The following is a 21,475-nucleotide window of genomic DNA, read 5'->3' as shown; positions in this document are numbered from 1 at the left end:
CCAACCGCGCCGTCGCGGCCGTCGCCGGCTAGGCCGAGCCGGCCACCAGGCGCGGTTGGCCCGTGCCGCGGAGGCCGCGATCGCCGCGGCGCCCACCAGGGATATCGCGATGCCCACCAGGACCGCGGTGTTCCAGCCCGCGGTGAGGGCAGCCGGCGAGCCGTGGACCGCCAGCACGCTGACCACCGTGACGCCGAGCGCCGCGCCGACGTACCGGCTCGTGTTGTTGATGCCGCTGCCCATGCCGGTGCGGTGCGGCGGCACGCTCGCCACCGCTTCGCGCCCCAGCGACGCGTTCACCACGCCCGTGCCCAGCCCCGCGATCACCAGGCCCGGCAGCAGGGACGCCGCACCCGAGCCCGGCGTGACGAACGCGAGCGGCACCAGCCCCACGGCGACCACGACCAGGCCCGCGCTCAGCCGCGCACCGCCGGAGAGCGTGGCCGGGAGCCGGCGCGTCAGCAGTGCCGAAACCACGCTCGTCGCCGACCAGGCCAGCACCACCAGCGCCGCCGGCAGGGGGCTGAGCGCGAGGCCGTTCTCGAGCATCGTGCAGAGGAACGCCATCAGCGCGGTGACTCCGGCGCCGGCCACGAACGCGCCCGTCGTGGCCGATACCAGAGCCGGGCGACGGAAGAGCGTCAGGTCGAGCATCCCGCCGCCGGAGGCGTTCTGGTGGACGAAGAACGCCGCGAGCAGCACGACCGCCGCCGCGATCAAGGTTAGTTCCAGCGGGCTCGTCCAGCCCTGCCGGCCTTCGGTGAGCGCGGCCAGCAGCGCCGCGAGGCCACCGCCCAGCAGGAGCGCGCCGGGCAGGTCGACCGTCCGCGCCCGCGCCGAGACGGACTCCTCCAGCAGGACCCACCCCAGCACGGCGACGCCGAACGACAGCGCCGTGATCACGACGTAGAGCACGCGCCAGTCGTGGTCGAGGGCCGCACCGGCCAGCGGGCCGATCGCGATGCCCGCGCCGAGGCAGGCACCCCAAAGCCCGGTCGCGCGGCCGCGGCCGGCGGCGTCCGGGAACGCCGGCCCGAGCACCGCGAGCCCGCACGCGATCAGCGCGGCACCGCCGAGGCCCTCGACGACCCGGCCGGCGATGAACGTCAGCGGCCCGGGCGCGACCGCGCACAGCACGGACCCCACGGCCGTCACGACGGCCCCGGCGACGAAGACGCGCCGCCGGCCGAAGTCGTCGCCGACCGCGCCGGCCGGCAGCAGCGCGACGGCCAGCCCGAGGCTCATCGAGCTGAGGATCCACGACGTCGCGACCGCGCCGGCCCCGAGGCCGCCGGCCACCGCCGGGACGATCGACAGCGGTGCGGTGAAGACGAAGAGGGCGAGCAAGGTCGCGCCGCCGGAGGCGACGAGGACGGCACCGGGACGGCTGGCCATGCGGACTCCTTGATTCGGTGACCGAACTCTTCCGCCGGAAGGCTAGCACGTTAGGTTCGATGACCGAACTCTTCTGTGGCAGACTGGGGCGCATGGCACTCCCCCGCGAATACACCAACCAGGCCTGCTCGATGGTCCGCGCCCTGGAGATCGTCGGAGAGCGCTGGACGCTGCTGATCGTCCGCGACGCGGTCTTCGGCGTCCGCCGCTTCAGCGACTTCGTCGAACACCTCGGCATCCCGCGCGCGGTCCTGACCGAACGGCTGGAGTTCCTGATCGGCGAAGGCGTGCTCAAGCGCGTGCCCGGGCCGGGCAAGCGAAGTGAATACGAGCTGACGGCGAAGGGGCGGGGGCTCTGGCCGGTCGTGCGCGCCCTGTCGGCCTGGGGCGACGAGCACTACGCGCCGGACGGCCGGCGGCGGGTGTTCGTCCACGCGGGCTGCGAGGGCGAGGTGGCGCAGTCAGGCGCCTGCCTGCGTTGCGGCGAAGACGTGACGCTCGCCCGGACCGTGATGACACCGGGCCCGGGCCTGACCCCGCCGTCCCCGGAAGACGGCCAGGTCAGCGCGATCCTCTCGCGGCCGCGCCCCCTCCTCCAGCCCGTGCACTGAGTCGCCTGCGCCTTCCTTCGGCGAGGGAATCTCTGGCGTTTTGTACCTACTAGTATGTACAGTGTTCGACGTGGACACCAGGAACCAGCTCATCGACAGCACCCGGGAGCTGTTGTGGGAACGCGGCTACGTGGGCACCAGCCCCAAGGCCATCCAGCAGCACGCCGGCGCGGGGCAGGGCAGCATGTACCACCACTTCTCCGGTAAACGGGAGCTGGCACTGGAAGCCGTGCGGCGCAGTGCGGACGAGCTGCTGGCCGCCGCCGAGGCACAGCTGCGCAAGCCCGGGACCGCCGTCGAGCGAATCACCGCATACCTGCGTCGTGAGCGCGAAGTACTGCGGGGCTGTCCCATCGGCCGGCTCACCCAGGACCCCGAGATCGTCGCGGATCCGGAGCTGCGCGCGCCGGTCGACGAGACGCTCACCCGGCTGCGGGCCCGGCTGGCCGAGGTCCTCGACGAAGGCCGGGCGGCGGGCGAGCTGCCCGCCGAGCTGGACGCCGCCGCCCTGGCCGCGACCGTCGTCGCCGTCCTGCAGGGCGGCTACGTCCTGGCTCGCGCCGCGAACTCACCAGAACCGTTCGACCAGGCCATTTCCGGCGTCCTGGCCCTGCTCACCGCCCATACCCGCTGAGGAGCTCTCCGTGCACGTCCGTCCCGTTCCGCCGACCAGCACCGCCGCACCCGCCGACGCGATCACCGGCAACGCGTGGGTCACGGCGCTCGCCGTTCCCGAAGGCCCGTCGCGGACTCAAGTGGACCGGGTGCAGTTCGCGCCGGGCGCCCGTACCCGCTGGCACCGGCACCCGCTCGGCCAGGTCCTGGTCGTCACCGAGGGCACCGGGTACGTGCGACGGCGCGGCGGCCCCGCCCAGCTGGTCCGGCCCGGCGACACGGTCCGCGTCGCCGCCGGCGAATGGCACTGGCACGGCGCCACCGACACCAGCGCGATGACGCACCTGGCGATCGAGGAGATCCCCGGCGACGGCGCCGCGACGGAGTTCGGCGACCCGGTCGCCGGCGCCGAACCCGCGCCCGCTCCCGCTGAGCCCGTCTCCCGGACCATGGTGCTGGAGCAGCAGCTTCCGGCACCGCGCGTGGTCGACCACGTCGAGATCCGGCGCATCACCATCGCACCGGACCACGGCACCGGCCTGCACGTCCACAATGGACCGGTGTTCGGCAGCATCGAGGCCGGGTCGGCGATCTACCAGATCGAGGGCGAACCCGAGACGCTGCTGCGGCCCGGCGACGTCTTCTACGAGCCGGAAGCCGCGCGGATCGCCCGCTTCGACGCGCAGGAGGACGGCGTCACCTTCGTCGCCCACTTCCCCGCGGGACCGGGGGAAACCCCGCGCCTCGACCCCCTGGAAAGCTAGGCCGCCGCGGCGAAGTAGTCGCCGGTTTCCAGGTCTTCCAGCAGGCCCGGCCGGGTGGGCGCCCAGTCGAGCAGCTGCCGCGTTCCGGTGCTGGAAACCGGCCCGTCGAAGCCGAAGACCCGGGCCATGAACGGACTCGGGAAATGCGTCGCGGCCTTTTCCGGAGTCAAGGACGCGGTGGGCACACCGAGCCGGCGGGCGATCGTCTCCGCGATGCTCTCGAACGGCACGTTTTCGGCCACGCCGTGCAGGACGCTGCCGGCGGGAGCCTCTTCCAAGGCCGACCGGAACAGGGTCGCCGCGTCGCGCCGGTGCACCGCGGGCCAGCGGTTGGCGCCGTCGCCGACGTAGGCCGACACGCCGGACTTGCGGGCGGTGGCGATGAGCATCGGGATGAAGCCGTGGTCCTCGGGTCCGTGGACGGTCGGCGCCAGCCGCACCACGCTGCCGCCGAACCCCAGGCACGCCTGTTCGCCCGGGATGCGGAAGCCGGCGATGCCGTGCGCGTCGGGATCGTCCCGCTCGGTGGTTTCGCGCCCGCCCGGCAGCACCAGCGTGCCCGACGTGCTGACGAACGGCTTTCCCGCCGCCGCCTGGCCCAGCGCCTCGATCGCGGCCGTGTCGCGCCGGGTCAGGTCGTCCGGGTCGGCGAAGTCGCCGCCGAAGGCCATGTGCAGGACGCCGTCGGCGGCTTCGGCGCCGCCGCGCAGGCTGCCGAGGTCTTCCAACGAGCCGCGGAGAGCGTTGGCGCCCAACGACTTCAGCCGGGCGGCGGCGGTGTCCGACCGCGCGAGGCCGGTGACGGCGTGGCCGGCCGCGAGCAGTTCGGCGACGACGGTGGGGCCGGTCTGGCCGGAACCGCCGGTGACGAAGACATGCATGGAATTCTCCCGTTAACGCCAGTGACTGGCGCTACTTAGCGCCAGTCACTGACCTTACGCTCCGCACCGGCCGGAGGCGCAAGGTGACGCCAGTCACTGGCGGAATGGGGTAGCCTCGGCCCGTGCCACGAAGCGGAGCGGAAGCGCGCCGCCGTCTCCAGCAGGCGGCTCTCGAGCTGTACGGGGAACACGGGTTCGACCGGACCACCACGGCGGAGATCGCCGCGCGGGCCGGCGTCAACGAGCGCACGTACTTCCGGCACTTCCCGGACAAGCGCGAGGTCCTCTTCGACGGCGAAGCCGACCTGCGCGACACGATGACGCAAGAGGTCGCCGAGGCGCCCGACGGCCTCACGCCGTTCGAAGTCCTGCTGCGCGCGTTCCGGAAGGCCGCGCGGATCCTCGAAACCAACCGCCCGTTCTCCGAGCCGCGGCTGGCGATCATCGCCGCGACCCCGGCGCTGCGCGAGCGCGAGCTGGCCAAGCACGCGTCGCTCTCCGACGCGCTGGCGGAGGCGCTGCGCCGGCGTGGCGTCCCCGGCGGGCCGGCGGCCCTGGCCGCGCAGACCGGCTGGGCGACCTTCCACCACGCGGCCCAGGCCTGGATCGACGACCCGGCGCAGAGCCTGGACGTCCACCTCTCGCAGGCTTTCGACGAACTGCGGGCCCTGTCCGCGGGAGGCGAACGATGACCGAGGCAAAAGGCGTGCTCGTGACGGGCGGGTCGCGCGGCATCGGCCGGGCCACCGCCGTGGCGTTCGCGGCCCGGGGCTACCGCGTGGCCGTCCACTACGCGACTCGCCGCGAAGACGCCGAGACGACGTTAAGCGAACTGACGGGCTCCGGACACACGTGCATCGCGGGCGACCTGGCTGACCCGGCGGTGGCCCGCCAGGTCGTCGACGAGGCGGTCGCGACGCTCGGCCGGGTCGACGTCCTGGTCAACAACGCCGCCCAGGCCCCGACCGAGCAGAGCCGGCACGCCGTCGCCGAGGTCGGCTACGACCAGTGGGTGGCGGTGTGGCGGCGCACGGTCGAGGTCAACCTCCTCGGCGCCGCGAACGTCACGTGGGCGGTGGCCCGCCACCTGATCGAGCACGCCCGCCCGGGCAGCGTCGTCAACGTCGGCTCGCGCGGCGCGTTCCGCGGCGAACCCGAGCACCCCGCGTACGGCGCGAGCAAAGCCGCGCTGCACGCCTTCGGCCAGTCGATGGCGATCGCCTTGGCCCCGCACGGGATTTCGGTGACGTCGGTGGCGCCCGGGTTCGTGGCGACCGAGCGCCAGGAGGCCAAGCTCGCCGGCCCGGGCGGCGAAGGCCTCCGGGAGCAGAGCCCGTTCGGCCGGGTGGGCACCGCCGAGGACGTCGCCGCGGCGATCGTCCACCTCGCCTCCCCGGAGGCGGCGTGGAGTTCGGGCGCGATCCTCGACGTCAACGGCGCGTCGCACCTGCGCTGACCGGTCATGCCCCCGCCGGCGGGACCAGCACCTCGACCACTCCCCCGGCTTCGTGCACCACCAGGTGCGGCAGCGGCGGCGGCGTCACCGGCAGCTGGTGGGTCAGGACCACGCCGTCCACCGCGAAGGACGTCCGGTGGCACGGGCAGTTCAGCCGCCGCGCCGGGGCGTCCAGGTTCAGCCGGCAGCCCAGGTGCGTGCAGGTCGCCGAGACCGCCCGGACCTCCCCGCCCGAGCGCTGGACGAACCCCGCCACCGCGTCCGTCCTCCGGTCGTAGAGACGGCGCCGGTCAGGCTTCCGGCCGCTTGAGGACTTCCGTCGGCAGCCCGAGGTTCTCGACGATCCGCTCGACCGCGTCCCCGAGCCGCACGAAGTCGTCCCCGAGCGGGTCGACCACCAGGCGCCGCACGTTCGCCACGTGCGCGGGCGACGCGGCCGCCAGGTGCGCTCGCCCGGCGTCGGTCAGGGTCGCGGTCGTGAACCGGCGGCCCTGACCAGTGCACACCTTCCGCGTCACCCACCCGCGATCCTCCAGCCGGGCCACCGCGTGCGAGATCCGCGGCAGCGACCCGTTGGCCATCTCCGCGATCTCGCTCATCCGCAGGCTTTCCCCCGGCACGACGGAAAGCCGCGCCAGGATCATGTAGCCCAGCAACGTCAGGTCGGCGTCCCGCAGCAGCTGGCTCTCCAGCGCTCCCGGCAGGGTGAGCAGCACCTTCGCCAGGTTGATCCACACCCGCCGCTCTTCTTTTCCGAGCCGGTCGAACGGCTCTTCCTCTTGCTCGCCCACGCTTGACTTTAACACGCAACTCAATCTACCTTTGGGTTTAACACGCAACCCAAGGAGGAGCGATGACCCCCACCGCCACCCGGACGTCCGCCACGGCCCTCCGCCTGGGGGTCGCCGTCGTGGCGGCCGCCGCCGTGAACGCCGTCATCGCACTGACGGCGTCCTCGCTCGACGACGGCGGGATCGGCATGGGCCTTAACGCGGCCTCCTACCTGCCGGCGACCGTGCTCGGGCTGCTCGTCGGCACCGCCGGCTGGATCCTGATCGCCCGCCGGGCCCCGAAGGCGCTGCGAATGGTCGTGCCCGCGGTCCTCGTCCTGACCTGGGTCCCGGACCTGCTGCTCCTGACCGCCGGCGCGACCGCCGCCAACGTCGTCGGGCTGATGCTGATGCACCTGGTGGTCACGACGGCGGTCGTCCTCGCGCTGCGCCCGACCTTGCGGGAGCCGGCCGCGGTGACCGCGGCTGCGGGCCGGGTCGCCGGGTAACGTCTCCGGGGTTTCGGGACGCCGCTTGCCACGCAGGGCTCCGGTAAAGTCGCGACGGCTCCGCTGATGTCTTGAATGAGTCATTCAGGTCTTCGGAGGTCCTGAATGACTCATTCAAGACACCGCCGACGGGGACCGCGCCCTGCGCGAGTTCGCCCCCGACGTCATGCCGGTGCTGTGGCCCGAGCACTTCGACGTCGCGATCACCCTCGACGAGGTCAACTACGGCGTCTCCCCCGGCGACGGCTACCTGGGCGAGCCCTACGCCTACGTGCGCCCGTTCGAGAAGCGGGAGGGCGAGTTCTGAAACGCCCCGTTCGGAGCCGCCCGCCCGCTGAGCGACCTGGCCGGTGAGGTGACGGCGTTCTTCCGCGACGGCCGCGAGCGGCTCAGACCGTAGGCAGCCGGGGAAAGAGCCGGGGAAAGAGCCGGGCGCAGTTGCCGGTGGTGAGCTCCCGCCAGGTGGTGCCCGCCGGTTGCGCGGCCGCGTCGATGCTCGCCAGTTGCGCGTCGACCGCGGCCGGCGGGGTCCAGCAGAAGTCGCTGCCGTACAGCAGCCGATCGGTGCCGAACGCGCGCTCGAACGCCGGGACCTGCTGCGGGAACGGCGTTCCCGCGATGTCGAACCACAGGCCGCCGATCTGCTCGGGAACCGTCGGTCCGTCGGCAGCTCCGGCGAACGCGGTGCGGAACAGCTCCAGGCGGTCGGCCAGCAGCGGCAGCACTCCCCCGCCGTGGGTGAAGATCCAGGGGATGCCCGGGTACCGCCGCAGAGTCCCGATGAAGACCAGGTCGCTCACCGCCCGGCCGGTGTCGAAGAGGAATTCCAGCATCGGCCGCGGCTGGCCGAGCGCGATCGCTTCGGCGTGCGGCGGGACGTCGGGTGGACGAACACGGGCGTCCGGCGGCGTTCCAGTTCCGTCCACAGTGGAGCGAACGCCGGATCGCCCAGGTAACGGCCGCCGGCGTTGGTCTCGATCGTGACGCCGTCGCAGGCCAGTTCGTCGACCGCGTACGCCAGTTCGGCGAGCGCACCGTCCACATCGGGCAGCGGCAGCGACGCGAAGTGCCCGAACCGGTCCGGGTGCGCCCGGCGGGCTTCGGCGCCGGTGTCGTTTACGAGCCGCGCGAGGCGTCGCGCGGCAGCGTCGTCGCCGAAGTGGACACCGGGCGAGGAAATCGACAGCAACGAGACCTCGACGCCCCAGCGGTCCATCAGCGCCAGATGCTTCGATTGGTCCCAGGACGGCCAGCCGGGCATGCCGTCCGGCGAGCCGTGCCCACCCGCGATCGCGGCCTCGACGTACTCCGGGGTGAGGAAGTGCGCGTGGACGTCGACGAGCCCGCTCAAACGACCACTTCCCCGGCGGCCCAAACGCGGCGGATCTTGCCGGTCGTGGTGATGTCCCGGGTCGGGTCGCCATCGACGAGGACCAGATCCGCCCGCAGTCCTTCGCGCACCGCGCCGCGGTCGGGGAAGCCGAAGTACCGGGCGGGCAGGTCGGTCGCCGCCCGCAGAGCGTCCGTTTCGGACAGTCCCGCCTCGACCAGCAGCGCCAGTTCCTGGTGCAGGCTCGCTCCTTGCACGACGGGCACGGGCAGCATCGGTGCGGAAAACGCGTCGGTGCCCGCGAGGATCGGCACGCCGGCCGCGTGCAGCGCCGTGACCGAGTCCCGGCTGAACGCGTAGCCGTCGGCACCGAGTTTGGTGGTGAGCGCGTCCATCATCGTCAGCGTCGGCACGGCAACCTGGCCCTGTGCGGCCATCTTCGCCGTGGTCTCGGCGTCGAGGACGCCGTCGCGCGGGACGTGGGTGATCACGTCCGCCCCGGCCCGGACCGCGCGTTGGTAGGCATCGACGGACGACGCATGGGCCACCGTGAGCTTGCCGTGCGCCTTGCCCTCGTCGACGACGGCGTCGATCGTGGCCTGGTCGAGCAAGTCGCCTTCGATGACGACCTTGAGGTAGTCGGACCCGTCCGCCACGCGGCGGGCGACGAACTCCGCGGCCTGGGCGGGCGCGGTGAGGATCGCCTCCTCGGGCATGCCGGGCATCTTCGCGTGGTTGCCGCCGGGCCCGATCGCCGGCAGGCCCGCGCTGCGGATGTCCGGCACCCGGCCGCGGAAGGAGTCGACGCGGTCGCGCGGCCAGCACGCCATGTCGAGCGCGGTGGTGACGCCGTGGGCGGCGAGCGCCCGCAGGTCGTCCGGGGTGAGCAGGTGCACGTGGGCGTCGAAGAGCCCCGGCAGCAGGGTGGCGCCGGCACCGTCGACGACCTCCGCGCCGGTCGCGTCGACGCCGATCAGCGGCCCGTCGATGACGACGGTGGTGGGTTCGGTCAGCGCGGCGCCGTCGAAGACGCGGACGCCGGTCAGGACGGTCTTGGTCATGATGCCGCCTCGGCCGAAAAGCTCGACTCCATCAGGATCTCCTTGGTGCGGTTGATGTGCGCCTCGAACCGGGCGACGGCCAGGTCGGCGTCGTGCGCCAGCGCGGCGTCCACCAGGCCCTGGTGCTCGCCCGCGACGTCGCGGTGGCGTTCCTCGCCACCGGGGCCGGACCAGGCGCGGTACAGCTCGGCCGCGTCGGACAGCCGGGTGCAGATGTCGAGCAGCACGACGTTGCCGCACGCCTTGATCAGCGTGTGGTGGAACTCCAGGTGCGCGCGGGCCCACTCCTCGTTGCGGCGCATCGGCGACCCGGGCAGGATCATCGGCTGCCCGGCGAGCCGGTGGTGCGCGGCCAGGACTTCCGACTCCCACGTGACGCCGCCGCGCGCCACCGACAGCCGCAGGGCCGAGCCCTCGTTGATCGCGCGCGCCTCGGTCAGGTCCGTGAGCGCCTGCAGCGACAGCGGCGTGACCCGGAACCCGCGGTTGCGGTCGACCCGCACGAGGTCCTTGGCGGCGAGCAGGCCCAGCGCCTCGCGCACCACGCTGAGGCTGACCTCGAACTCCGTGCTCAGCTCGGCGGGCTTGACGCGCTCGCCCGGGGCCAGTTCGCCGTTGAGGATCGCCGACCGCAGCCGGTGGTACACGGACACGGCCAGGCTCTCGCCACCCGCTCTCTTCACCATGCCGAGACGGTAACACACTCTCCGCCCAAGAATCGATTCTTCTCTTGACAGTCGGATAGCGCGAGCAGAGTATGAGCGGACCGACGCACCTCGTCGCCCCGGCACCGTTCCGGGAGGCGACCGAGTGGGATCACGGCGTCGGAGCTCCTCGACCGAAAGGCATCTTGATGCGGATCGCCAACCTCGCCGGCCGGCTCGTCCTCCTCACCGGAGCCGGCGCCGTCGACGTCGAGCGCGCCGGCGGGCAGCGCTTCTCCGCCGACCCCCACGCCGTCTACGCCCGCTGGGACGAGTTCACGGCCTGGGCGGCCGACGCCCCGACCGACGACGCCGAGGCGTTCGACGAGGCCGACCTCCGGGCTCCCTCCCCCACCCCGGCCCAGGTCTTCGGCGTCGGGCTGAACTACCGCGACCACGCCGCCGAGTCCGGCCTCGGCCTGCCCGACTCGCCCGCCGTGTTCACGAAGTTCCCCAGCTGCCTGACCGGCCCGCAGGGCGAGATCGCGCTCACCGGGTCCACTGTGGACTGGGAGGTCGAGCTGGTCGCCGTCATCGGCCGTGAGGCGCGGAACGTCTCCGCCGAGCACGGCTGGGACCACGTCGCCGGGCTGACCGCCGGCCAGGACCTTTCGGACCGCACGGTGCAGCTGGCCGGGCCCGCCCCGCAGTTCAGCCTCGGGAAGTCCGCGCCCGGCTTCGGGCCGACCGGGCCGTGGCTGGTCACGCCGGACGAGTTCGCCGACCGCGACAACCTGGAGCTGAGCTGCGCGGTCAACGGCGAGTCCGTGCAGAAGGGCCGCACCAGCGACCTGATCTTCTCGGTGCCCGAGATCGTCGCGCGGCTGTCGGCGATCCTGCCGCTGCGGCCCGGCGACGTCATCTTCACCGGCACTCCGTCGGGCGTCGGCATGGCCCGCTCACCCCAGCGGTTCCTGGCTGCCGGCGACGAGCTGGTGACCACGATCGAGGGCATCGGCACGATGCGCCACCGGTTCGCGGAGCCGTCATGACCATTGTGGACGGACACCGGTTCCGCGCGGTGATGGCCGCGGTCTGCGCACCGGTCACGGTGGTCACCACGAGCGACGCCGACGGCCGTCCGCACGGCGCGACGGTCAGCTCGTTCACCTCGCTCTCGCTCGAGCCGCCACTGGTGAGCGTCGCCTTCGACCGGCGCTCGGCGCTGTTGACCGAGGTCCTCGGCGCGGGCCGGTTCGGCGTGAACCTGCTCGGCCAGGGCCAGGACGACCTCGCCGTCCGGTTCGCCACCCGCGGCGCCGACCGGTTCGGCGGCGAGACGGCGTGGTTCGCCGACCGCGGGCTGCCCCGGCTGCGCGACGCCGCAGGCTGGGTGGCCTGCGAGCTGGACCGCGTCGTCGAGGCCGGCGACCACCTCCTGCTGTTCGGCCTGGTCACCGACTTCGGCCGCACCGACCTGCCGCCGCTCGTCTACGCCCACCGCACGTTCGGCACCCACTCCCGCTTCGCCGAGCGGCCCCGCCCGCTCATCACCGACCAGATCGCCGCCTGCGCCCGCTGACCCGCCCGGAAAGGACACCGCCGTCATGACCCTCGCGACCGAACGGCCCACGGCCGACCAGGTTCTCGCCCGCATCGCCGAACTCCAGCCACTGCTGGAAAAGAACGCCGCCCAGGGCGAAGCCGACCGGCGGGTCGTCGAAGAGAGCATCACGGCACTGACCGACGCCGGCGCGTTCAAGATCGCCCAGCCGCGCCGCTACGGCGGTTACGGACTGCCGGTGCGCGCGATGCTCGACGTCTCGTCCGCGGTCGCCGAAGCCGACGGCGGCACCGCGTGGGTCGTCGCGCTGAGCAACGTCTGCGCGTGGCTCGCCGGGCTCTTCAGCGTCCAGGCCCAGGACGACATCTGGGGCGCGAACCCCGACGCGAAGGTGTCCGGCGTGCTCGCCCCGACCGCCGAGACGACCAAAGTGGACGGTGGCTGGCGCGTGACCGGGCGCTGGTACTACAACTCCGGCTCGTGGCACGCCGACTGGGCGGGCCTCGGCATCCCGCTGACCGACGAGCGCGGCGAGGTCGTCGACCAGGGCATGGCCCTGCTCCCCCGCACCGACCTCGGCTTCGAGGACACCTGGTTCGTCGCCGGGATGCGTTCGTCGGGCTCCAACTGCCTGATCGCCGACGACGTCTTCGTGCCCGGGCACCGGGTGATGTCGGTGCCGCCGGCGATCGGCGGGCAGTACCCGAACGGCGAGCCCGAGGAGGACCTGTTCCGGGCCGCGCTCGTCCCGGTGCTGACGCTGGTGCTGGCCGGGCCGCAGCTGGGCCTCGGCCGCAAGGCGCTGAAGCTGGTCAAGGAGAAGGCCGGCCGCAAGCCGGTCTCCTACACGACCTACGCGACCCAAGCGGACTCCGTCGCCTTCCAGCTCCAGCTGGCCGAAGCGGCGATGCGGATCGACACCGCCCACCTGCACGCCTACCGTGCGGCCGACGACATCGACGCGGCGTCGGCGGGCACGTACCCCGGCGTCGAAGCCCGCGCGCGGACCCGCGCCGACACCGGCTGGGCCGTCGAGAACATCACCCGCGCGGTCGACATCCTGCTTTCGGCGCACGGCGCGGGAAGTTTCGCCGACGTCAACCCGTTGCAGCGGATCTGGCGCGACTCCGCCGTGGCCGCCCGGCACGCGATCGCGGCGCCGGCGGTCAACTACGAGGTCTACGGCAAGGCGCTGCTCGGGCGCGAAGACCAGATCACCCCGCTCGTCTGACCGGAGGGACCCGTCATGAGCCTGCACCGCCTCACCAAGATCGCCATCGGCGTCCCGGACGTCGACGAGACCGCCAAGTACTACACGGAGTTCGGCCTGACGCCGACCGCGTCCGGGTTCGCCACCGCCGACGGTGGCGAACAGCTCGAACTCCGGCAAACCCCGCAGCGCCGGCTGCTCACCCTCGGCATCGGGGCCGACGACCCGGACGACCTCGGCCGCATCACCGCGTCGCTGGCCCGTCTCGACGTCGAGAGCCGCAGCGAAGGCGAGTCTCTGTACACAAAGGACCCGAGCACCGGGCTCGACGTCGTCGTGTCGGTCGCCTCGCGACTTCGCCAGGAACCGCCGGAACCGGTGGCCTACAACGGGCCCGGTTCGACCCGGCGGGCGAACACCCGGGCGCCGGGCATCGACCGCGAGTCCGCGGTGCGGCCGCGCAAGCTCGGGCACGTCGTGTTCGGCTCGACCGACCAGGCCGCGACGCAGCGGTTCTTCACCGAGGGCCTCGGGTTCAAGATCAGCGACGAGGCACCTGGTTTCGCCTCGTTCATGCGCTGTTCGACCGACCACCACAACGTGCTGGTGCAGCAGGCGCCGGTGAGCTTCCTGCACCACACGTCCTGGGAGGTCGACGACGTCGACGAGGTCGGCCGCGGCGCCACCGCGATGCTCGAGGGCCACCCGGAACGCCACACCTGGGGCCTGGGCCGGCACTACATCGGCTCGAACTTCTTCTGGTACCTGCGCGATCCCGCCGGCAACTTCTCCGAGTACTACTCCGACATCGACTGCATCCTCGAAGACCAGCTCTGGGAGCCCCGCGTCGTCGCCGGCGAGAAGAGCCTCTACGCGTGGGGCCCGCCGCCCCCGCCGTCGTTCCTGGCGCCGGAGGACCTGGCGGACCTGATGACCGACGCCCACGACGGCGCGTGAGCGAGCGGATTCACTTCCCCTGGAACATGGCGACCAGGCCGCGCGGGGTGTCATCGCCGTAGAGCAACTCGTGGAGCTCGTCGCCGTCGGCGGCCGCCTCGGCGCTGCGGACGAACATGGCCTGCTCGAACCCGGCGAGGGCGGCCTCGACGTCGTCGTGTGCGGCCAGCGCCCGGCCGAGCTCGGCGCCGTCGAGCATGGCCAGGTTCGCGCCTTCGCCGTTCGGGGCGGCGAGGTGGGCGGCGTCGCCGACGAGCGTCACGCTCGGCACGCGGTCCCACCGGTGCTCGACCGGCAGGGTGTGCAGCGGGCGCAGGACCGGCGCGGTGTCGCTGTCGGTGATCAGTGCGGTCAGCTCCGGGGCCCAGCCCTCGAACTCCCGCGCGGTCCGCTCGGTCGCGGCGGCCGCGTCGGTGAAGTCGCCGAACCACTGCACCGGCTCGGTCAGCGCCACGTAGGCGTGCAGCGTGTCGCCCTTTTCGCGGTGGGCCTGGATCCCCTTGCCGGGGGCGAGCGCGAACAGGGCGCCGCCGCCGACCGCCTTCGCGGCGGCCGGGTGCCGGGTGTCGGCGTCGTACAGGAAGGTCTCGACGTACGACCGGCCGGTGTACTCGGGGGTCGCCGCCGAAAGCAGCGGCCGGACCTTCGACCACGCGCCGTCCGCGCCGACCAGCAGGGTCGTGGTGACGGTGGTGCCGTCGGCGAAGGTCACTTCGTGCCGACCGCCGCCCAGCGCGCGGACGCCGCCGACCTTGTGTCCCCAGTGGACGGTGCCGTCGGGCAGCGAGTCGAGCAGGAGCTGCCGCAGCTCGCCGCGTTGCACTTCCGGGCGTCCTCCGGTGCCGTCGTCGGGCTCGTCGTAGCGGATCGAGCCGTCGCGGTCGAGGATCCGGGTGGCCTGGTGCCCGTCCAGGACGAGCGCGCGGAACCCGTCCGTCAGGCCGGCCGCTTCGAGGGCGACCTGGCCGTTGTGGTCGTGGATGTCGAGCATCCCGCCCTGCCCGCGGGCGGTCGGGGACGGCTCGGCCTCGTAGACCGTGACTCCGATGCCGTGGACGTGCAGGACGCGAGCGAGGACGAGGCCGCCGAGCCCCGCGCCGATGATCGTGACGTTCATGATGCCTCCTTATGGAATGTCATTCCAGTTTGGAACAGCGTTCCAGGCATGTCAAGATGAGGCATGACACCACGCACCCGCCGGCGCGCCGAGGCCCTCAGCCGGGACCGGATCGTCGAGGCGGCGGTCGAGCTGCTCGACACGTCCGGCGAGGCCGGGCTGACGTTCCGGACGCTGACCGAACGCCTCGCCACCGGAGCGGGGGCGATCTACTGGCACGTGGCGAACAAGGACGAGCTCCTGGCCGCGGCCACCGACGGCGTCCTGGCCACCGCGCTGGCGGCGGACGCCCCCGGCCCGCCCCGCGACCGGGTGCGCGCGGTGGCGCTCGGCCTGTTCGACGCGATCGAAGGGCACCCGTGGCTGGCGACGCAGCTGGCGTTGCAGCTCTCGCGGGGCACGGTGCCGCCCCGGATCTTCGAAACCATCGGCCGGCAGGTCCGCGCGCTCGGCGTGCCGCAAGGCCACTGGTTCACCACGACCTCGGCGCTGGTCAGCTACCTCCTCGGCGCCGCCGGCCAGAACGCCACGAACGCCCGGAGCGCGGGGCCGCACACGAACCGGGACGAGTTCCTCGACGCGGTGTCGAGCGCTTGGGAGGAATTGGATCCGGCGGAGTACCCGTTCACCCGGGCGGTCGCGGCGGAGCTGCGCGGGCACGACGACCGCGAGCAGTTCCTCGCCGGGGTCGACCTCGTCCTCGCCGGCATCACGGCCGTCCACCTGCCCGCCGGACCGGGCTAGGACCCTTTCCGGTGGTGCGGACGGTGCCGCATGTCTTGAATGACTCATTCCGGTCGTGGGAGGTCAGGGTCCCGGCAAAGTCACGGCCGCGCGCGGAGTCGGGTGTCGCGAATGAGTCATTGGGGGCGTCGGAGGTCCCGAATGACTCATTCGCGACGTTCGGCGCGGGTTGGCGACGTCATGAACGACTCTTTCCTGCCGTCCAGCGTCATGAACGACTCTTTCATGACGTCCCGCCCGGCCAACGCGACTTGCCGGAGCCCTGGTGGCAGAGGTCCTGAATGACTCATTCAAGACGTTTGGCGCCCCCGGAGCGACCGGAGTGGCACTCGGTGCCAGTACCACCAGCGCCGGTCAGCCGCGCAGGACCGCGCCCACCTGGGCGACGACCTCGTGCAGGGGGGTCGCCGTGGTGAGGACCGCGACCACCGTGGCCTCGTCGCGGCCCGGGGCCCGGAACGCGTCGGCCACCAGCGCGAACGCCTCGGCCGCGGCGGCCTTGATGTCGCCGGTTCCGCCGGCGCGCAGCCAGCGCCGGAGGACGTGGTTGTTGGCGGCCGCGATGGCCGCCGCGGCGACGGCCGCGCGCAGGCTCGCCGTCTCGTCGCCCTGTTCCTCGAACCGGCCCTGCAGGTAGCGCGCGAGCACCCGCTGGTAGCGGTCGACGGTCGCGACCTCCTTGTCCCGCACCGAAGGGACCGTGCGGGTCAAGGCGAACCGCTTGAGCGACACGTCGAGATCGTCGGCGTAGGAGTCGAGCACCAGGCCGACCGCGGCGCACGCCACCTCGACCGGGTCGCGCGCGGGGTCGGCGGCGGCGAACTCCTCCTCCATCTCCGCGACGATCTCGTCGTGGTTGGCGAAGAGCACGTCGTCCTTGGCGTCGAAGTAGCGGAAGAACGTGCGGCGCCCGACACCGGCGGCGGCCGCGATGTCGTCCACCGTCGTGGCCTCGTAACCGTTGGCCGCGAACAGGTCCACGGCCGCGGAGGCGAGGGCGCGGCGCAGCTGCCGCCGGCCGGCGGGGGTCGCCCCGACCCGGGTGGCCGGCGCGCGGCGCGGCGAATCCGTCATGGCCGGACGGTAGCAGCCATGCTTGCTAGCGGCACTGAGTGCCGTTAGGCTGACAGCATCACCCACCCCGTGGAAAGGCGTCGACGATGTCGCTCGACCAGCAGGTGCCGGCGAGCACCGCCGCGCCCCGGGACCCGGCGGGCGACCGGGTCGACGCCTTCTACGGCCGCCTCTTCGGCTGGCCGGTGAAATGGCGCGGCGTCCACCCGTTCCTGGCGCTGGAGAACGGGATCTGCGCGGTGACCCTGCCCAAGCTCAGCGCCGGCCCGGTCCTGACCCGGCTGGCGGCGACGGGCTGCCAAGGGCCGGCCATGCACCTCCCGACCCAGCACGGCCCGCGGGTCGCGCTCCTCGCGGAGACCGACGGCCTGATCCCCCCGCGCTCGGCGTTGCCCCGGAACGTCGAGGTGCTCGCGTGGGGAACGCTGCTCCCCTTGCCCGTCGGCGCCCGCCGCGTGGACGTCGCGACGGAGTGGCTTTCGCCGCCGGATCCGCAGCAGCGATGGTTGCCGAGCCTGGGTGCGGTCCTCGCGGGCCTCCCCGAGCGCCGGTAGCCCGGACGGGAAAACGGTTCGACGGCTTCGCGGGGTCGGTGACACAGTGCGGACCATGGGGAACGTCGAGCTCCTGACCGCCGCGGACGTCGAGCTCATGCAGGGCTTGGCGCAGCGGGTCACCGCCACCCACCCGGACCTGGTGAACAGCGACGCGTCGTACGGCGAGCTGGCCTGGAACTGGGGCCGGGGGCACGCCGCCGACGGCGCGCACTGGCCGCGCCGGCTGTGGTTCTCCGGCGGCGAACTGGTGGCGTGGGGCTGGGCCCAGCTCCCGCGCCGGGTGCGGCGCAACGACGGGTCGGTGAAGGACGTCACCGGCGCGTACCTGGCCTGCCAAGTCCACCCGGAGCACGCGCGACTGGTGGACGACGTGATCACCTGGTTCGACGCCACGGCCGGGAACATCGAGCGCACGGTGCTGCCGGGCGCCGCCGACGAGTTCGCGTCGAAGCGCTGGGCCGCGCACGGCTACGAGACCGACCCGGCCGCCCTCGGCGACACCGGGTCCTGGACCCAGCTCAACGAGCGCGACCTCATTGAGATCGAAGAGCCGGTGCTGCCTAAGGGATTCCGGTTCCGCACCGCGGACGAGGCGGGACCGGCGGCCGCGGTCCAGGCCCATGTGGACGCCTGGGCTCCCTCTTCGTACACGGCTTCGAGTTACGAAGGAGTCCGGCGGACGCCGGCGTATCGCGGCGACCTGCACGTGCTGGTGGAGGCACCGGACGCGACGATGGCGGCGTCGGCGATCCTGTGGCTCGACGAGGTGAACGAGACCGTCGAGTTCGAGCCGGTCGGAACGCACCCGGGCCACCGGCGCCTCGGGCTGGGGCGGGCGATGCTGCTGCACGGGATGCACCGCGCCCGGGCGGCGGGCGCGCGGCACGCGACCGTCGCCTGCCTCGGCGCGCCGGGCCACCCCAAGGCGCGCGGGCTGTACTACGGCGTCGGCTTCCGGGAGATTTCGCGGGACGCGCCGCTGATCAAGACCCCGAGCTGAGCTCCGCCGCTCGGTCCGCGGTGCGGTGGAGCCACGGGTTGCCCGCGGTGAGCCGGGCGGTGAAGCCCGTCTCGTCGCGGTGCAGGGCCACCTCGCTGCAGATCTGGTGCGCGATCCACAGCCCGCGGCCGCCGATGTGGCGGTCGGCGGGCAGCAGGCCGGCGAACGGGTCGCTCGGGCCCTCGCCGGTGTCGTGCACCGTCACGACCAGGTGGTCGGTGTCCGCCCAGACCCGCATCGCGATCGGCGGGCGGCCGTGGCGCACCGAGTTGTCCACGATCTCGCTGACCGCCAGGACGAGGTCGTCGATCTCCGCCGCGGGCAGGCCGGTCCGGTTGACCTCGAGCACGGCCCGGCGGGCGGCCGAAGGCTGCGGGTCGGTGAGCTCCACGAGCGGGGCGGTGTGCTGGATCGGGTACGGCGTCATCGGCCGCGGGCCGGCCAGGAAGGCCGGCGGGTCGACGTAGCCGGCGTTGCTGCGGTGCCCGCCGCCGGGCGTGGCGACGAACGGGTGCGTCCGGGCGACGTCTTCGAGCACGTGGCGCGGGGTGGTCCGCGTGTCGTAGGCGCACATGCTGCGCAACGGGAACTCGTCGTAGGCGTGGTTGACGGTGGCCTCGTAGCGGGCCCACCCGTCCCACGACGTGTCGATCGCCGCGCGCGGGATCTCCCCGAAGATGCGGATGCCGGCGGCGCCGTCGGCGACGAGCCCGGCCATCATCTCGCGGTAGGACTTGATCGCGACGGCGGGCCGCGCGTAGAGGTCGTCCGTCGCCAGGTACCGCGCGTCCGCGGCGGGGGCGAGCGCCCGGCGCACCAGCTCGGCGCGGTCCGGTTCCAAGGACACGAAGGTCGGTTCGCCCGCGGTCAGGCCGGCCTCGAGGAACGGCACGGCGACGGCGAGCAGTTCGGCGTCGGAGCGGTAGTGGACGGCGGCGTGGTCGTAGCCCCTCGGGGCGAGCCGCGAGTCGGCGGTCATGCCGCACGCTCCACGCGGACCCCGGTCAGGCCGAACAGCTCGAGGAGGCGGCCCGGCGTGCTCAGCCGCGTCCGCAGGACTACCGTCGTGGCGTGACGCTCGCCGTAGTCGGCGCCGTCGCACAGGCTGCGGTGGCGCACGGCACCGCGGCGGAAACCGTCGGCGAACCGGCCGTCGGCCCCCAGCCGCGCGGTCAGCGAAGCCTCGTCACCCGGGGCCACGTAGCGCACCCGCTCCCCCGCGGCCAGGGAATCCCGCGCGGGGACGGTGAACCCGGCCCGCCGCCGGAAGCCGCGGCACACGTGGCTGCGCACCGGCGAAGACGGCTCGCTGTCCGGCTGTGTCGGCATCTGCACGCTCCGAGGGTACGCGACACGAGCACTCGGGCCGGCCTGTGCTTCGGGCTGATCGAGGCGGCGCCGGCCGACCCGGGCGGGCGCGGCGGTGGCTCGGCTGAAGCGGCACCGAGGTTCGCACCGCGCTACCCCAGGACGTCGCGGGTCAGCTCGAGGTGGCCGTGGTGTTGGCCAGCTCCTCGTACACGTGCTGCAGTGCACCACCTTGCGAGCGGCCCGCCGGGGTGCCGGCGTACTTGGCCGGCGCCGGCGCACGCAGCGGCTCGGTGGGCTCGGCCACCGTCAGGTCGGCGCGCAGCTGTTCTTTCGCGGCGGCGACGCGCTCGATCAGTCCGGCCACCGGACCCGACGCCGTGAACTCGGCGTCCCGGTCGCGCTCCACCGCGCGGCCGGCGACCAGCGAGCCGGCCCAGAACTCGAGCACGCCGAGGCAGTGCGTCACGATCGCGTAGGGCGTGTTCGCCCCCGGCAGCGGCGGCCGCCGGTTGGCGCGCTCGTCGCCCAGCTCCGCGAGGATCGCCGCCATCCCGTCCAGGGCCCGGCCGGTGAACCACAGGTAGTCCTCGTCGCTGATCCGCATCGTGCTCCCTCATGCGTCGAAGCCGGTGCCGCCGACCCTACGTCGCCGCCCCGGCGTGGCTGTGGATCGGCTTGAGAAACGCGCCCGCCGCTCGCCGTGGCGCGGTCGCGCGGCCCAGGATCGGAGGCATGGTGGTCCTCTCCGAACGAAGAAGCCTTCGGCCTTGTTCGTCTCGTCGGCGATGGAGCCCTCGACGATCAGGATGAACGGGTCGAGCTCCCCGCGGGCCGCGCGGTGCCACCATTCGATGAAGCTGTCCGAGCCGCCGTCGGGTGCCAACCCGCTGCGACACAGCAGGTCGCGGCCAGATGTGTCTCCCCGGCGCCGGTGCCGGACACTACTGTCCACGAGGGCGGCGAAAAGACCGGAGAAACGATTGCGTCCAGGTGTTCGAAGAACAAATTACCACCGTTTCCGCACGGTAGGCGGAATTGTTTCGACCCGCGCGGAACGGGAAGGTCCGGAGCGGGCGCGGCGGCCGGCTCGACCGTACGGATTTCGCGGCCGCCGCCGGAAGGTGCCGTTCGGCCCTGGTGGCGGGGTCATCCGCTCTCCGGGCGGGCGCACAAGCGAAAGGGGCGGCCGAATGGCCCCGTGGGCACATTCGGCCGCCCCGCACATCGGCCCGGTCAGGACGAGACTTCCATCTCCAATCCCATGATCCGGACGGTACGCCGGCGGCGAAGCCAGCCTCGGGCGGGTGCGCCGTCCGGGAACTCGTCGAGAAAAGCCTTGCGCTGCGCCGAGGTCGTCGACCGCCAGCGCATCGCGAGCACCGGGCGGACCGGTGCGATGAACGGGCGCACCCGCTCGTGCGCCCCGGCCAGCCGGATCTCGTAGTCGCCGTCGGGCCGGTACGCGAGGTCCAGGTCGATCAGCGGCTCGGCGCCGCCGGCGCGGTGGTGGCAGCGCGAAAGCACCCGGGCGAGCTCGTCCAGCGCGACGTGCAGGGTGCAGGGCATCTGGTCCTGCCAGCGGCCGAGACGCGGGGCGTTCACCGCCGCCGCCGTGACGTCGGCCGCGAGCACGACCAGGGCCCGGACCGGCGTCCCGGCGAGCTCGACGCGGATCCGCCTGCCGTCCGCGTCGACGGAGAAGCGGAGCACCCGGTCGGCCACGACGGCACCCGACCGCCGCCGCACCCACTCCTCGACGGCGTCGGGCGAAGGGCAGGACGACACGAAGGTGAACGCGAGCTCGTCGCCGGCGAGGTTCATCGCCACCGGGAACAACGAGCCGAGGTCGTGCATCAACGCCGTGCCGATGACGAGTGCGGCGCGGGAGCCGCCTCCGGTCATCGC

Annotated in this window: 27 protein-coding genes and 1 pseudogene; 14 read left to right on the top strand and 14 right to left on the bottom strand. The window is 73.0% G+C overall.

The window, feature by feature from the left end:
• A partial coding sequence (locus AB0N03_RS35780) for an MFS transporter (RefSeq protein WP_364381379.1) occupies positions 1-1,395 on the bottom strand: 1,395 nt, incomplete at its 3' end.
• Positions 1,396-1,487: 92 nt separating this feature from the next.
• On the opposite strand from AB0N03_RS35780, the gene AB0N03_RS35775 reads away from it, so the two are divergent.
• From AB0N03_RS35775 to AB0N03_RS35765, 3 genes are all read left to right on the top strand, one after another.
• Positions 1,488-2,006, top strand: a complete 519-nt coding sequence (locus AB0N03_RS35775; RefSeq protein WP_364381376.1) for a helix-turn-helix domain-containing protein — start codon at positions 1,488-1,490, stop codon at positions 2,004-2,006.
• Between the two features lie 70 nt (positions 2,007-2,076).
• Positions 2,077-2,640, top strand: coding sequence for a helix-turn-helix domain-containing protein (locus AB0N03_RS35770; RefSeq protein ID WP_364381373.1), 564 nt, complete (start codon positions 2,077-2,079; stop codon positions 2,638-2,640).
• A gap of 10 nt (positions 2,641-2,650) precedes the next feature.
• Complete coding sequence (locus AB0N03_RS35765) at positions 2,651-3,385, top strand: cupin domain-containing protein (RefSeq protein WP_364381370.1); 735 nt, start codon at positions 2,651-2,653, stop codon at positions 3,383-3,385.
• Here AB0N03_RS35765 and AB0N03_RS35760 read toward each other — a convergent pair.
• Complete coding sequence (locus AB0N03_RS35760) at positions 3,382-4,266, bottom strand: SDR family oxidoreductase (protein ID WP_364381367.1); 885 nt, start codon at positions 4,264-4,266, stop codon at positions 3,382-3,384. The two genes, AB0N03_RS35765 and AB0N03_RS35760, sit on opposite strands and share 4 nt — an antisense overlap.
• Positions 4,267-4,388: 122 nt before the next feature.
• Here AB0N03_RS35760 and AB0N03_RS35755 point away from each other — a divergent pair, with 122 nt between their 5' ends.
• The gene (locus AB0N03_RS35755) at positions 4,389-4,958 is read left to right on the top strand and encodes a TetR family transcriptional regulator (RefSeq protein ID WP_364381365.1); all 570 of its coding nucleotides are present in this window, start codon (positions 4,389-4,391) and stop codon (positions 4,956-4,958) included.
• Positions 4,955-5,722, top strand: a complete 768-nt coding sequence (locus AB0N03_RS35750) for an SDR family oxidoreductase (RefSeq protein ID WP_364381362.1) — start codon at positions 4,955-4,957, stop codon at positions 5,720-5,722. The genes AB0N03_RS35755 and AB0N03_RS35750 overlap by 4 nt, the downstream gene beginning before the upstream one ends.
• Positions 5,723-5,726: 4 nt before the next feature.
• On the opposite strand, the gene AB0N03_RS35745 is transcribed toward AB0N03_RS35750, so the two are convergent.
• Together AB0N03_RS35745 and AB0N03_RS35740 are read right to left on the bottom strand one after the other, a co-directional pair.
• A complete protein-coding gene (locus AB0N03_RS35745) occupies positions 5,727-5,978 on the bottom strand; it encodes a Rieske 2Fe-2S domain-containing protein (RefSeq protein WP_364381359.1) in 252 nt (83 codons plus the stop codon).
• Positions 5,979-6,012: 34 nt separating this feature from the next.
• Positions 6,013-6,513, bottom strand: a complete 501-nt coding sequence (locus tag AB0N03_RS35740) for a MarR family transcriptional regulator (RefSeq protein ID WP_364381357.1) — start codon at positions 6,511-6,513, stop codon at positions 6,013-6,015.
• 62 nt (positions 6,514-6,575) lie between these two features.
• On the opposite strand from AB0N03_RS35740, the gene AB0N03_RS35735 reads away from it, so the two are divergent.
• Together AB0N03_RS35735 and AB0N03_RS35730 are read left to right on the top strand one after the other, a co-directional pair.
• A complete protein-coding gene (locus AB0N03_RS35735; protein WP_364381354.1) occupies positions 6,576-7,001 on the top strand; it encodes a DUF6069 family protein in 426 nt (141 codons plus the stop codon).
• Positions 7,002-7,167: 166 nt separating this feature from the next.
• Positions 7,168-7,308, top strand: coding sequence for a hypothetical protein (locus AB0N03_RS35730; RefSeq protein ID WP_364381352.1), 141 nt, complete (start codon positions 7,168-7,170; stop codon positions 7,306-7,308).
• Positions 7,309-7,390: 82 nt separating this feature from the next.
• Here AB0N03_RS35730 and AB0N03_RS35725 read toward each other — a convergent pair whose 3' ends face one another.
• The 4 genes and pseudogenes from AB0N03_RS35725 to AB0N03_RS35710 all read right to left on the bottom strand — a co-directional run bounded on the left by AB0N03_RS35725 (position 7,391) and on the right by AB0N03_RS35710 (position 10,078).
• Positions 7,391-8,209, bottom strand: coding sequence for an amidohydrolase family protein (locus AB0N03_RS35725; RefSeq protein ID WP_364381385.1), 819 nt, complete (start codon positions 8,207-8,209; stop codon positions 7,391-7,393).
• A pseudogene (locus tag AB0N03_RS35720) lies at positions 8,207-8,352 on the bottom strand (amidohydrolase); the annotation flags it as partial. The pseudogene AB0N03_RS35720 and the gene AB0N03_RS35725, both read right to left, overlap by 3 nt.
• Positions 8,349-9,392: an amidohydrolase family protein gene (locus AB0N03_RS35715; RefSeq protein ID WP_364381349.1), complete on the bottom strand. Its 1,044-nt coding sequence runs from the start codon at positions 9,390-9,392 to the stop codon at positions 8,349-8,351. The pseudogene AB0N03_RS35720 and the gene AB0N03_RS35715, both read right to left, overlap by 4 nt.
• A complete protein-coding gene (locus AB0N03_RS35710) occupies positions 9,389-10,078 on the bottom strand; it encodes a GntR family transcriptional regulator (protein ID WP_364381346.1) in 690 nt (229 codons plus the stop codon). The genes AB0N03_RS35715 and AB0N03_RS35710 overlap by 4 nt, the downstream gene beginning before the upstream one ends.
• Before the next feature lie 167 nt (positions 10,079-10,245).
• On the opposite strand from AB0N03_RS35710, the gene AB0N03_RS35705 reads away from it, so the two are divergent.
• From AB0N03_RS35705 to AB0N03_RS35690, 4 genes are read left to right on the top strand one after another with little or no spacing between them, the layout of a single operon-like run.
• Positions 10,246-11,088 (top strand): fumarylacetoacetate hydrolase family protein, encoded by an 843-nt coding sequence (locus AB0N03_RS35705; RefSeq protein WP_364381343.1) that lies wholly within the window; start codon positions 10,246-10,248, stop codon positions 11,086-11,088.
• Positions 11,085-11,618, top strand: a complete 534-nt coding sequence (locus AB0N03_RS35700; RefSeq protein ID WP_364381340.1) for a flavin reductase family protein — start codon at positions 11,085-11,087, stop codon at positions 11,616-11,618. Before AB0N03_RS35705 ends, AB0N03_RS35700 begins: the two co-directional genes overlap by 4 nt.
• Before the next feature lie 25 nt (positions 11,619-11,643).
• Complete coding sequence (locus tag AB0N03_RS35695; protein ID WP_364381337.1) at positions 11,644-12,831, top strand: acyl-CoA dehydrogenase family protein; 1,188 nt, start codon at positions 11,644-11,646, stop codon at positions 12,829-12,831.
• Between the two features lie 15 nt (positions 12,832-12,846).
• Positions 12,847-13,767, top strand: coding sequence for a VOC family protein (locus tag AB0N03_RS35690; protein ID WP_364381335.1), 921 nt, complete (start codon positions 12,847-12,849; stop codon positions 13,765-13,767).
• A 10-nt stretch (positions 13,768-13,777) separates the two neighbouring features.
• Here the strand turns inward: AB0N03_RS35690 and AB0N03_RS35685 are convergent, their stop codons facing one another.
• A complete protein-coding gene (locus AB0N03_RS35685; RefSeq protein ID WP_364381332.1) occupies positions 13,778-14,884 on the bottom strand; it encodes an NAD(P)/FAD-dependent oxidoreductase in 1,107 nt (368 codons plus the stop codon).
• 63 nt (positions 14,885-14,947) lie between these two features.
• Here AB0N03_RS35685 and AB0N03_RS35680 point away from each other — a divergent pair, with 63 nt between their 5' ends.
• Entirely contained in the window at positions 14,948-15,628 is a 681-nt protein-coding gene (locus tag AB0N03_RS35680) for a TetR/AcrR family transcriptional regulator (RefSeq protein WP_364381329.1), read from the top strand.
• Positions 15,629-15,982: 354 nt separating this feature from the next.
• Here the strand turns inward: AB0N03_RS35680 and AB0N03_RS35675 are convergent, their stop codons facing one another.
• Positions 15,983-16,702: a TetR family transcriptional regulator gene (locus AB0N03_RS35675; RefSeq protein WP_364381326.1), complete on the bottom strand. Its 720-nt coding sequence runs from the start codon at positions 16,700-16,702 to the stop codon at positions 15,983-15,985.
• An 86-nt stretch (positions 16,703-16,788) separates the two neighbouring features.
• Between AB0N03_RS35675 and AB0N03_RS35670 the strand changes: the two genes are divergently transcribed.
• Together AB0N03_RS35670 and AB0N03_RS35665 are read left to right on the top strand one after the other, a co-directional pair.
• Positions 16,789-17,256 carry a glycogen operon protein GlgX gene (locus tag AB0N03_RS35670; RefSeq protein ID WP_364381323.1) on the top strand — a complete coding sequence of 156 codons (468 nt, stop codon included), beginning with the start codon at positions 16,789-16,791 and terminating at the stop codon, positions 17,254-17,256.
• A 55-nt stretch (positions 17,257-17,311) separates the two neighbouring features.
• Positions 17,312-18,259, top strand: a complete 948-nt coding sequence (locus AB0N03_RS35665; RefSeq protein ID WP_364381320.1) for a GNAT family N-acetyltransferase — start codon at positions 17,312-17,314, stop codon at positions 18,257-18,259.
• Here AB0N03_RS35665 and AB0N03_RS35660 read toward each other — a convergent pair.
• From AB0N03_RS35660 to AB0N03_RS35645, 4 genes are all read right to left on the bottom strand, one after another.
• A complete protein-coding gene (locus AB0N03_RS35660) occupies positions 18,243-19,238 on the bottom strand; it encodes a sensor histidine kinase (protein ID WP_364381317.1) in 996 nt (331 codons plus the stop codon). The genes AB0N03_RS35665 and AB0N03_RS35660 overlap by 17 nt on opposite strands.
• A complete protein-coding gene (locus AB0N03_RS35655; RefSeq protein WP_364381315.1) occupies positions 19,235-19,594 on the bottom strand; it encodes a hypothetical protein in 360 nt (119 codons plus the stop codon). The genes AB0N03_RS35660 and AB0N03_RS35655 overlap by 4 nt, the downstream gene beginning before the upstream one ends.
• 145 nt (positions 19,595-19,739) lie before the next feature.
• On the bottom strand, positions 19,740-20,174 hold the full coding sequence (locus AB0N03_RS35650; RefSeq protein WP_364381312.1) for a DinB family protein: 435 nt from the start codon (positions 20,172-20,174) through the stop codon (positions 19,740-19,742).
• Positions 20,175-20,803: 629 nt separating this feature from the next.
• Complete coding sequence (locus AB0N03_RS35645; RefSeq protein WP_364381309.1) at positions 20,804-21,472, bottom strand: hypothetical protein; 669 nt, start codon at positions 21,470-21,472, stop codon at positions 20,804-20,806.
• Between the last annotated feature and the right edge of the window lie 3 nt (positions 21,473-21,475).

This window comes from Amycolatopsis sp. NPDC051061 (assembly GCF_040682935.1).
Classification (GTDB): Bacteria; Actinomycetota; Actinomycetes; order Mycobacteriales; family Pseudonocardiaceae; genus Amycolatopsis.
Note: the sequence above shows the minus strand (reverse complement) of the source record. Positions and strands in the feature narration are given on the sequence as shown.

What these genes read in the sequence shown, in the direction of transcription:
- AB0N03_RS35775 (WP_364381376.1), top strand. Translation starts at nt 1,488, where the DNA reads ATGGCACTCCCCCGCGAATACACCAACCAGGCCTGCTCGATGGTCCGC.
- AB0N03_RS35760 (WP_364381367.1), bottom strand. Translation starts at nt 4,266, where the DNA reads ATGCATGTCTTCGTCACCGGCGGTTCCGGCCAGACCGGCCCCACCGTC.
- AB0N03_RS35750 (WP_364381362.1), top strand. Translation starts at nt 4,955, where the DNA reads ATGACCGAGGCAAAAGGCGTGCTCGTGACGGGCGGGTCGCGCGGCATC.
- AB0N03_RS35735 (WP_364381354.1), top strand. Translation starts at nt 6,576, where the DNA reads ATGACCCCCACCGCCACCCGGACGTCCGCCACGGCCCTCCGCCTGGGG.
- AB0N03_RS35730 (WP_364381352.1), top strand. Translation starts at nt 7,168, where the DNA reads ATGCCGGTGCTGTGGCCCGAGCACTTCGACGTCGCGATCACCCTCGAC.
- AB0N03_RS35715 (WP_364381349.1), bottom strand. Translation starts at nt 9,392, where the DNA reads ATGACCAAGACCGTCCTGACCGGCGTCCGCGTCTTCGACGGCGCCGCG.
- AB0N03_RS35710 (WP_364381346.1), bottom strand. Translation starts at nt 10,078, where the DNA reads ATGGTGAAGAGAGCGGGTGGCGAGAGCCTGGCCGTGTCCGTGTACCAC.
- AB0N03_RS35705 (WP_364381343.1), top strand. Translation starts at nt 10,246, where the DNA reads ATGCGGATCGCCAACCTCGCCGGCCGGCTCGTCCTCCTCACCGGAGCC.
- AB0N03_RS35700 (WP_364381340.1), top strand. Translation starts at nt 11,085, where the DNA reads ATGACCATTGTGGACGGACACCGGTTCCGCGCGGTGATGGCCGCGGTC.
- AB0N03_RS35695 (WP_364381337.1), top strand. Translation starts at nt 11,644, where the DNA reads ATGACCCTCGCGACCGAACGGCCCACGGCCGACCAGGTTCTCGCCCGC.
- AB0N03_RS35690 (WP_364381335.1), top strand. Translation starts at nt 12,847, where the DNA reads ATGAGCCTGCACCGCCTCACCAAGATCGCCATCGGCGTCCCGGACGTC.
- AB0N03_RS35685 (WP_364381332.1), bottom strand. Translation starts at nt 14,884, where the DNA reads ATGAACGTCACGATCATCGGCGCGGGGCTCGGCGGCCTCGTCCTCGCT.
- AB0N03_RS35680 (WP_364381329.1), top strand. Translation starts at nt 14,948, where the DNA reads ATGACACCACGCACCCGCCGGCGCGCCGAGGCCCTCAGCCGGGACCGG.
- AB0N03_RS35675 (WP_364381326.1), bottom strand. Translation starts at nt 16,702, where the DNA reads ATGACGGATTCGCCGCGCCGCGCGCCGGCCACCCGGGTCGGGGCGACC.
- AB0N03_RS35670 (WP_364381323.1), top strand. Translation starts at nt 16,789, where the DNA reads ATGTCGCTCGACCAGCAGGTGCCGGCGAGCACCGCCGCGCCCCGGGAC.
- AB0N03_RS35665 (WP_364381320.1), top strand. Translation starts at nt 17,312, where the DNA reads ATGGGGAACGTCGAGCTCCTGACCGCCGCGGACGTCGAGCTCATGCAG.
- AB0N03_RS35660 (WP_364381317.1), bottom strand. Translation starts at nt 19,238, where the DNA reads ATGACCGCCGACTCGCGGCTCGCCCCGAGGGGCTACGACCACGCCGCC.
- AB0N03_RS35650 (WP_364381312.1), bottom strand. Translation starts at nt 20,174, where the DNA reads ATGCGGATCAGCGACGAGGACTACCTGTGGTTCACCGGCCGGGCCCTG.
- AB0N03_RS35645 (WP_364381309.1), bottom strand. Translation starts at nt 21,472, where the DNA reads ATGACCGGAGGCGGCTCCCGCGCCGCACTCGTCATCGGCACGGCGTTG.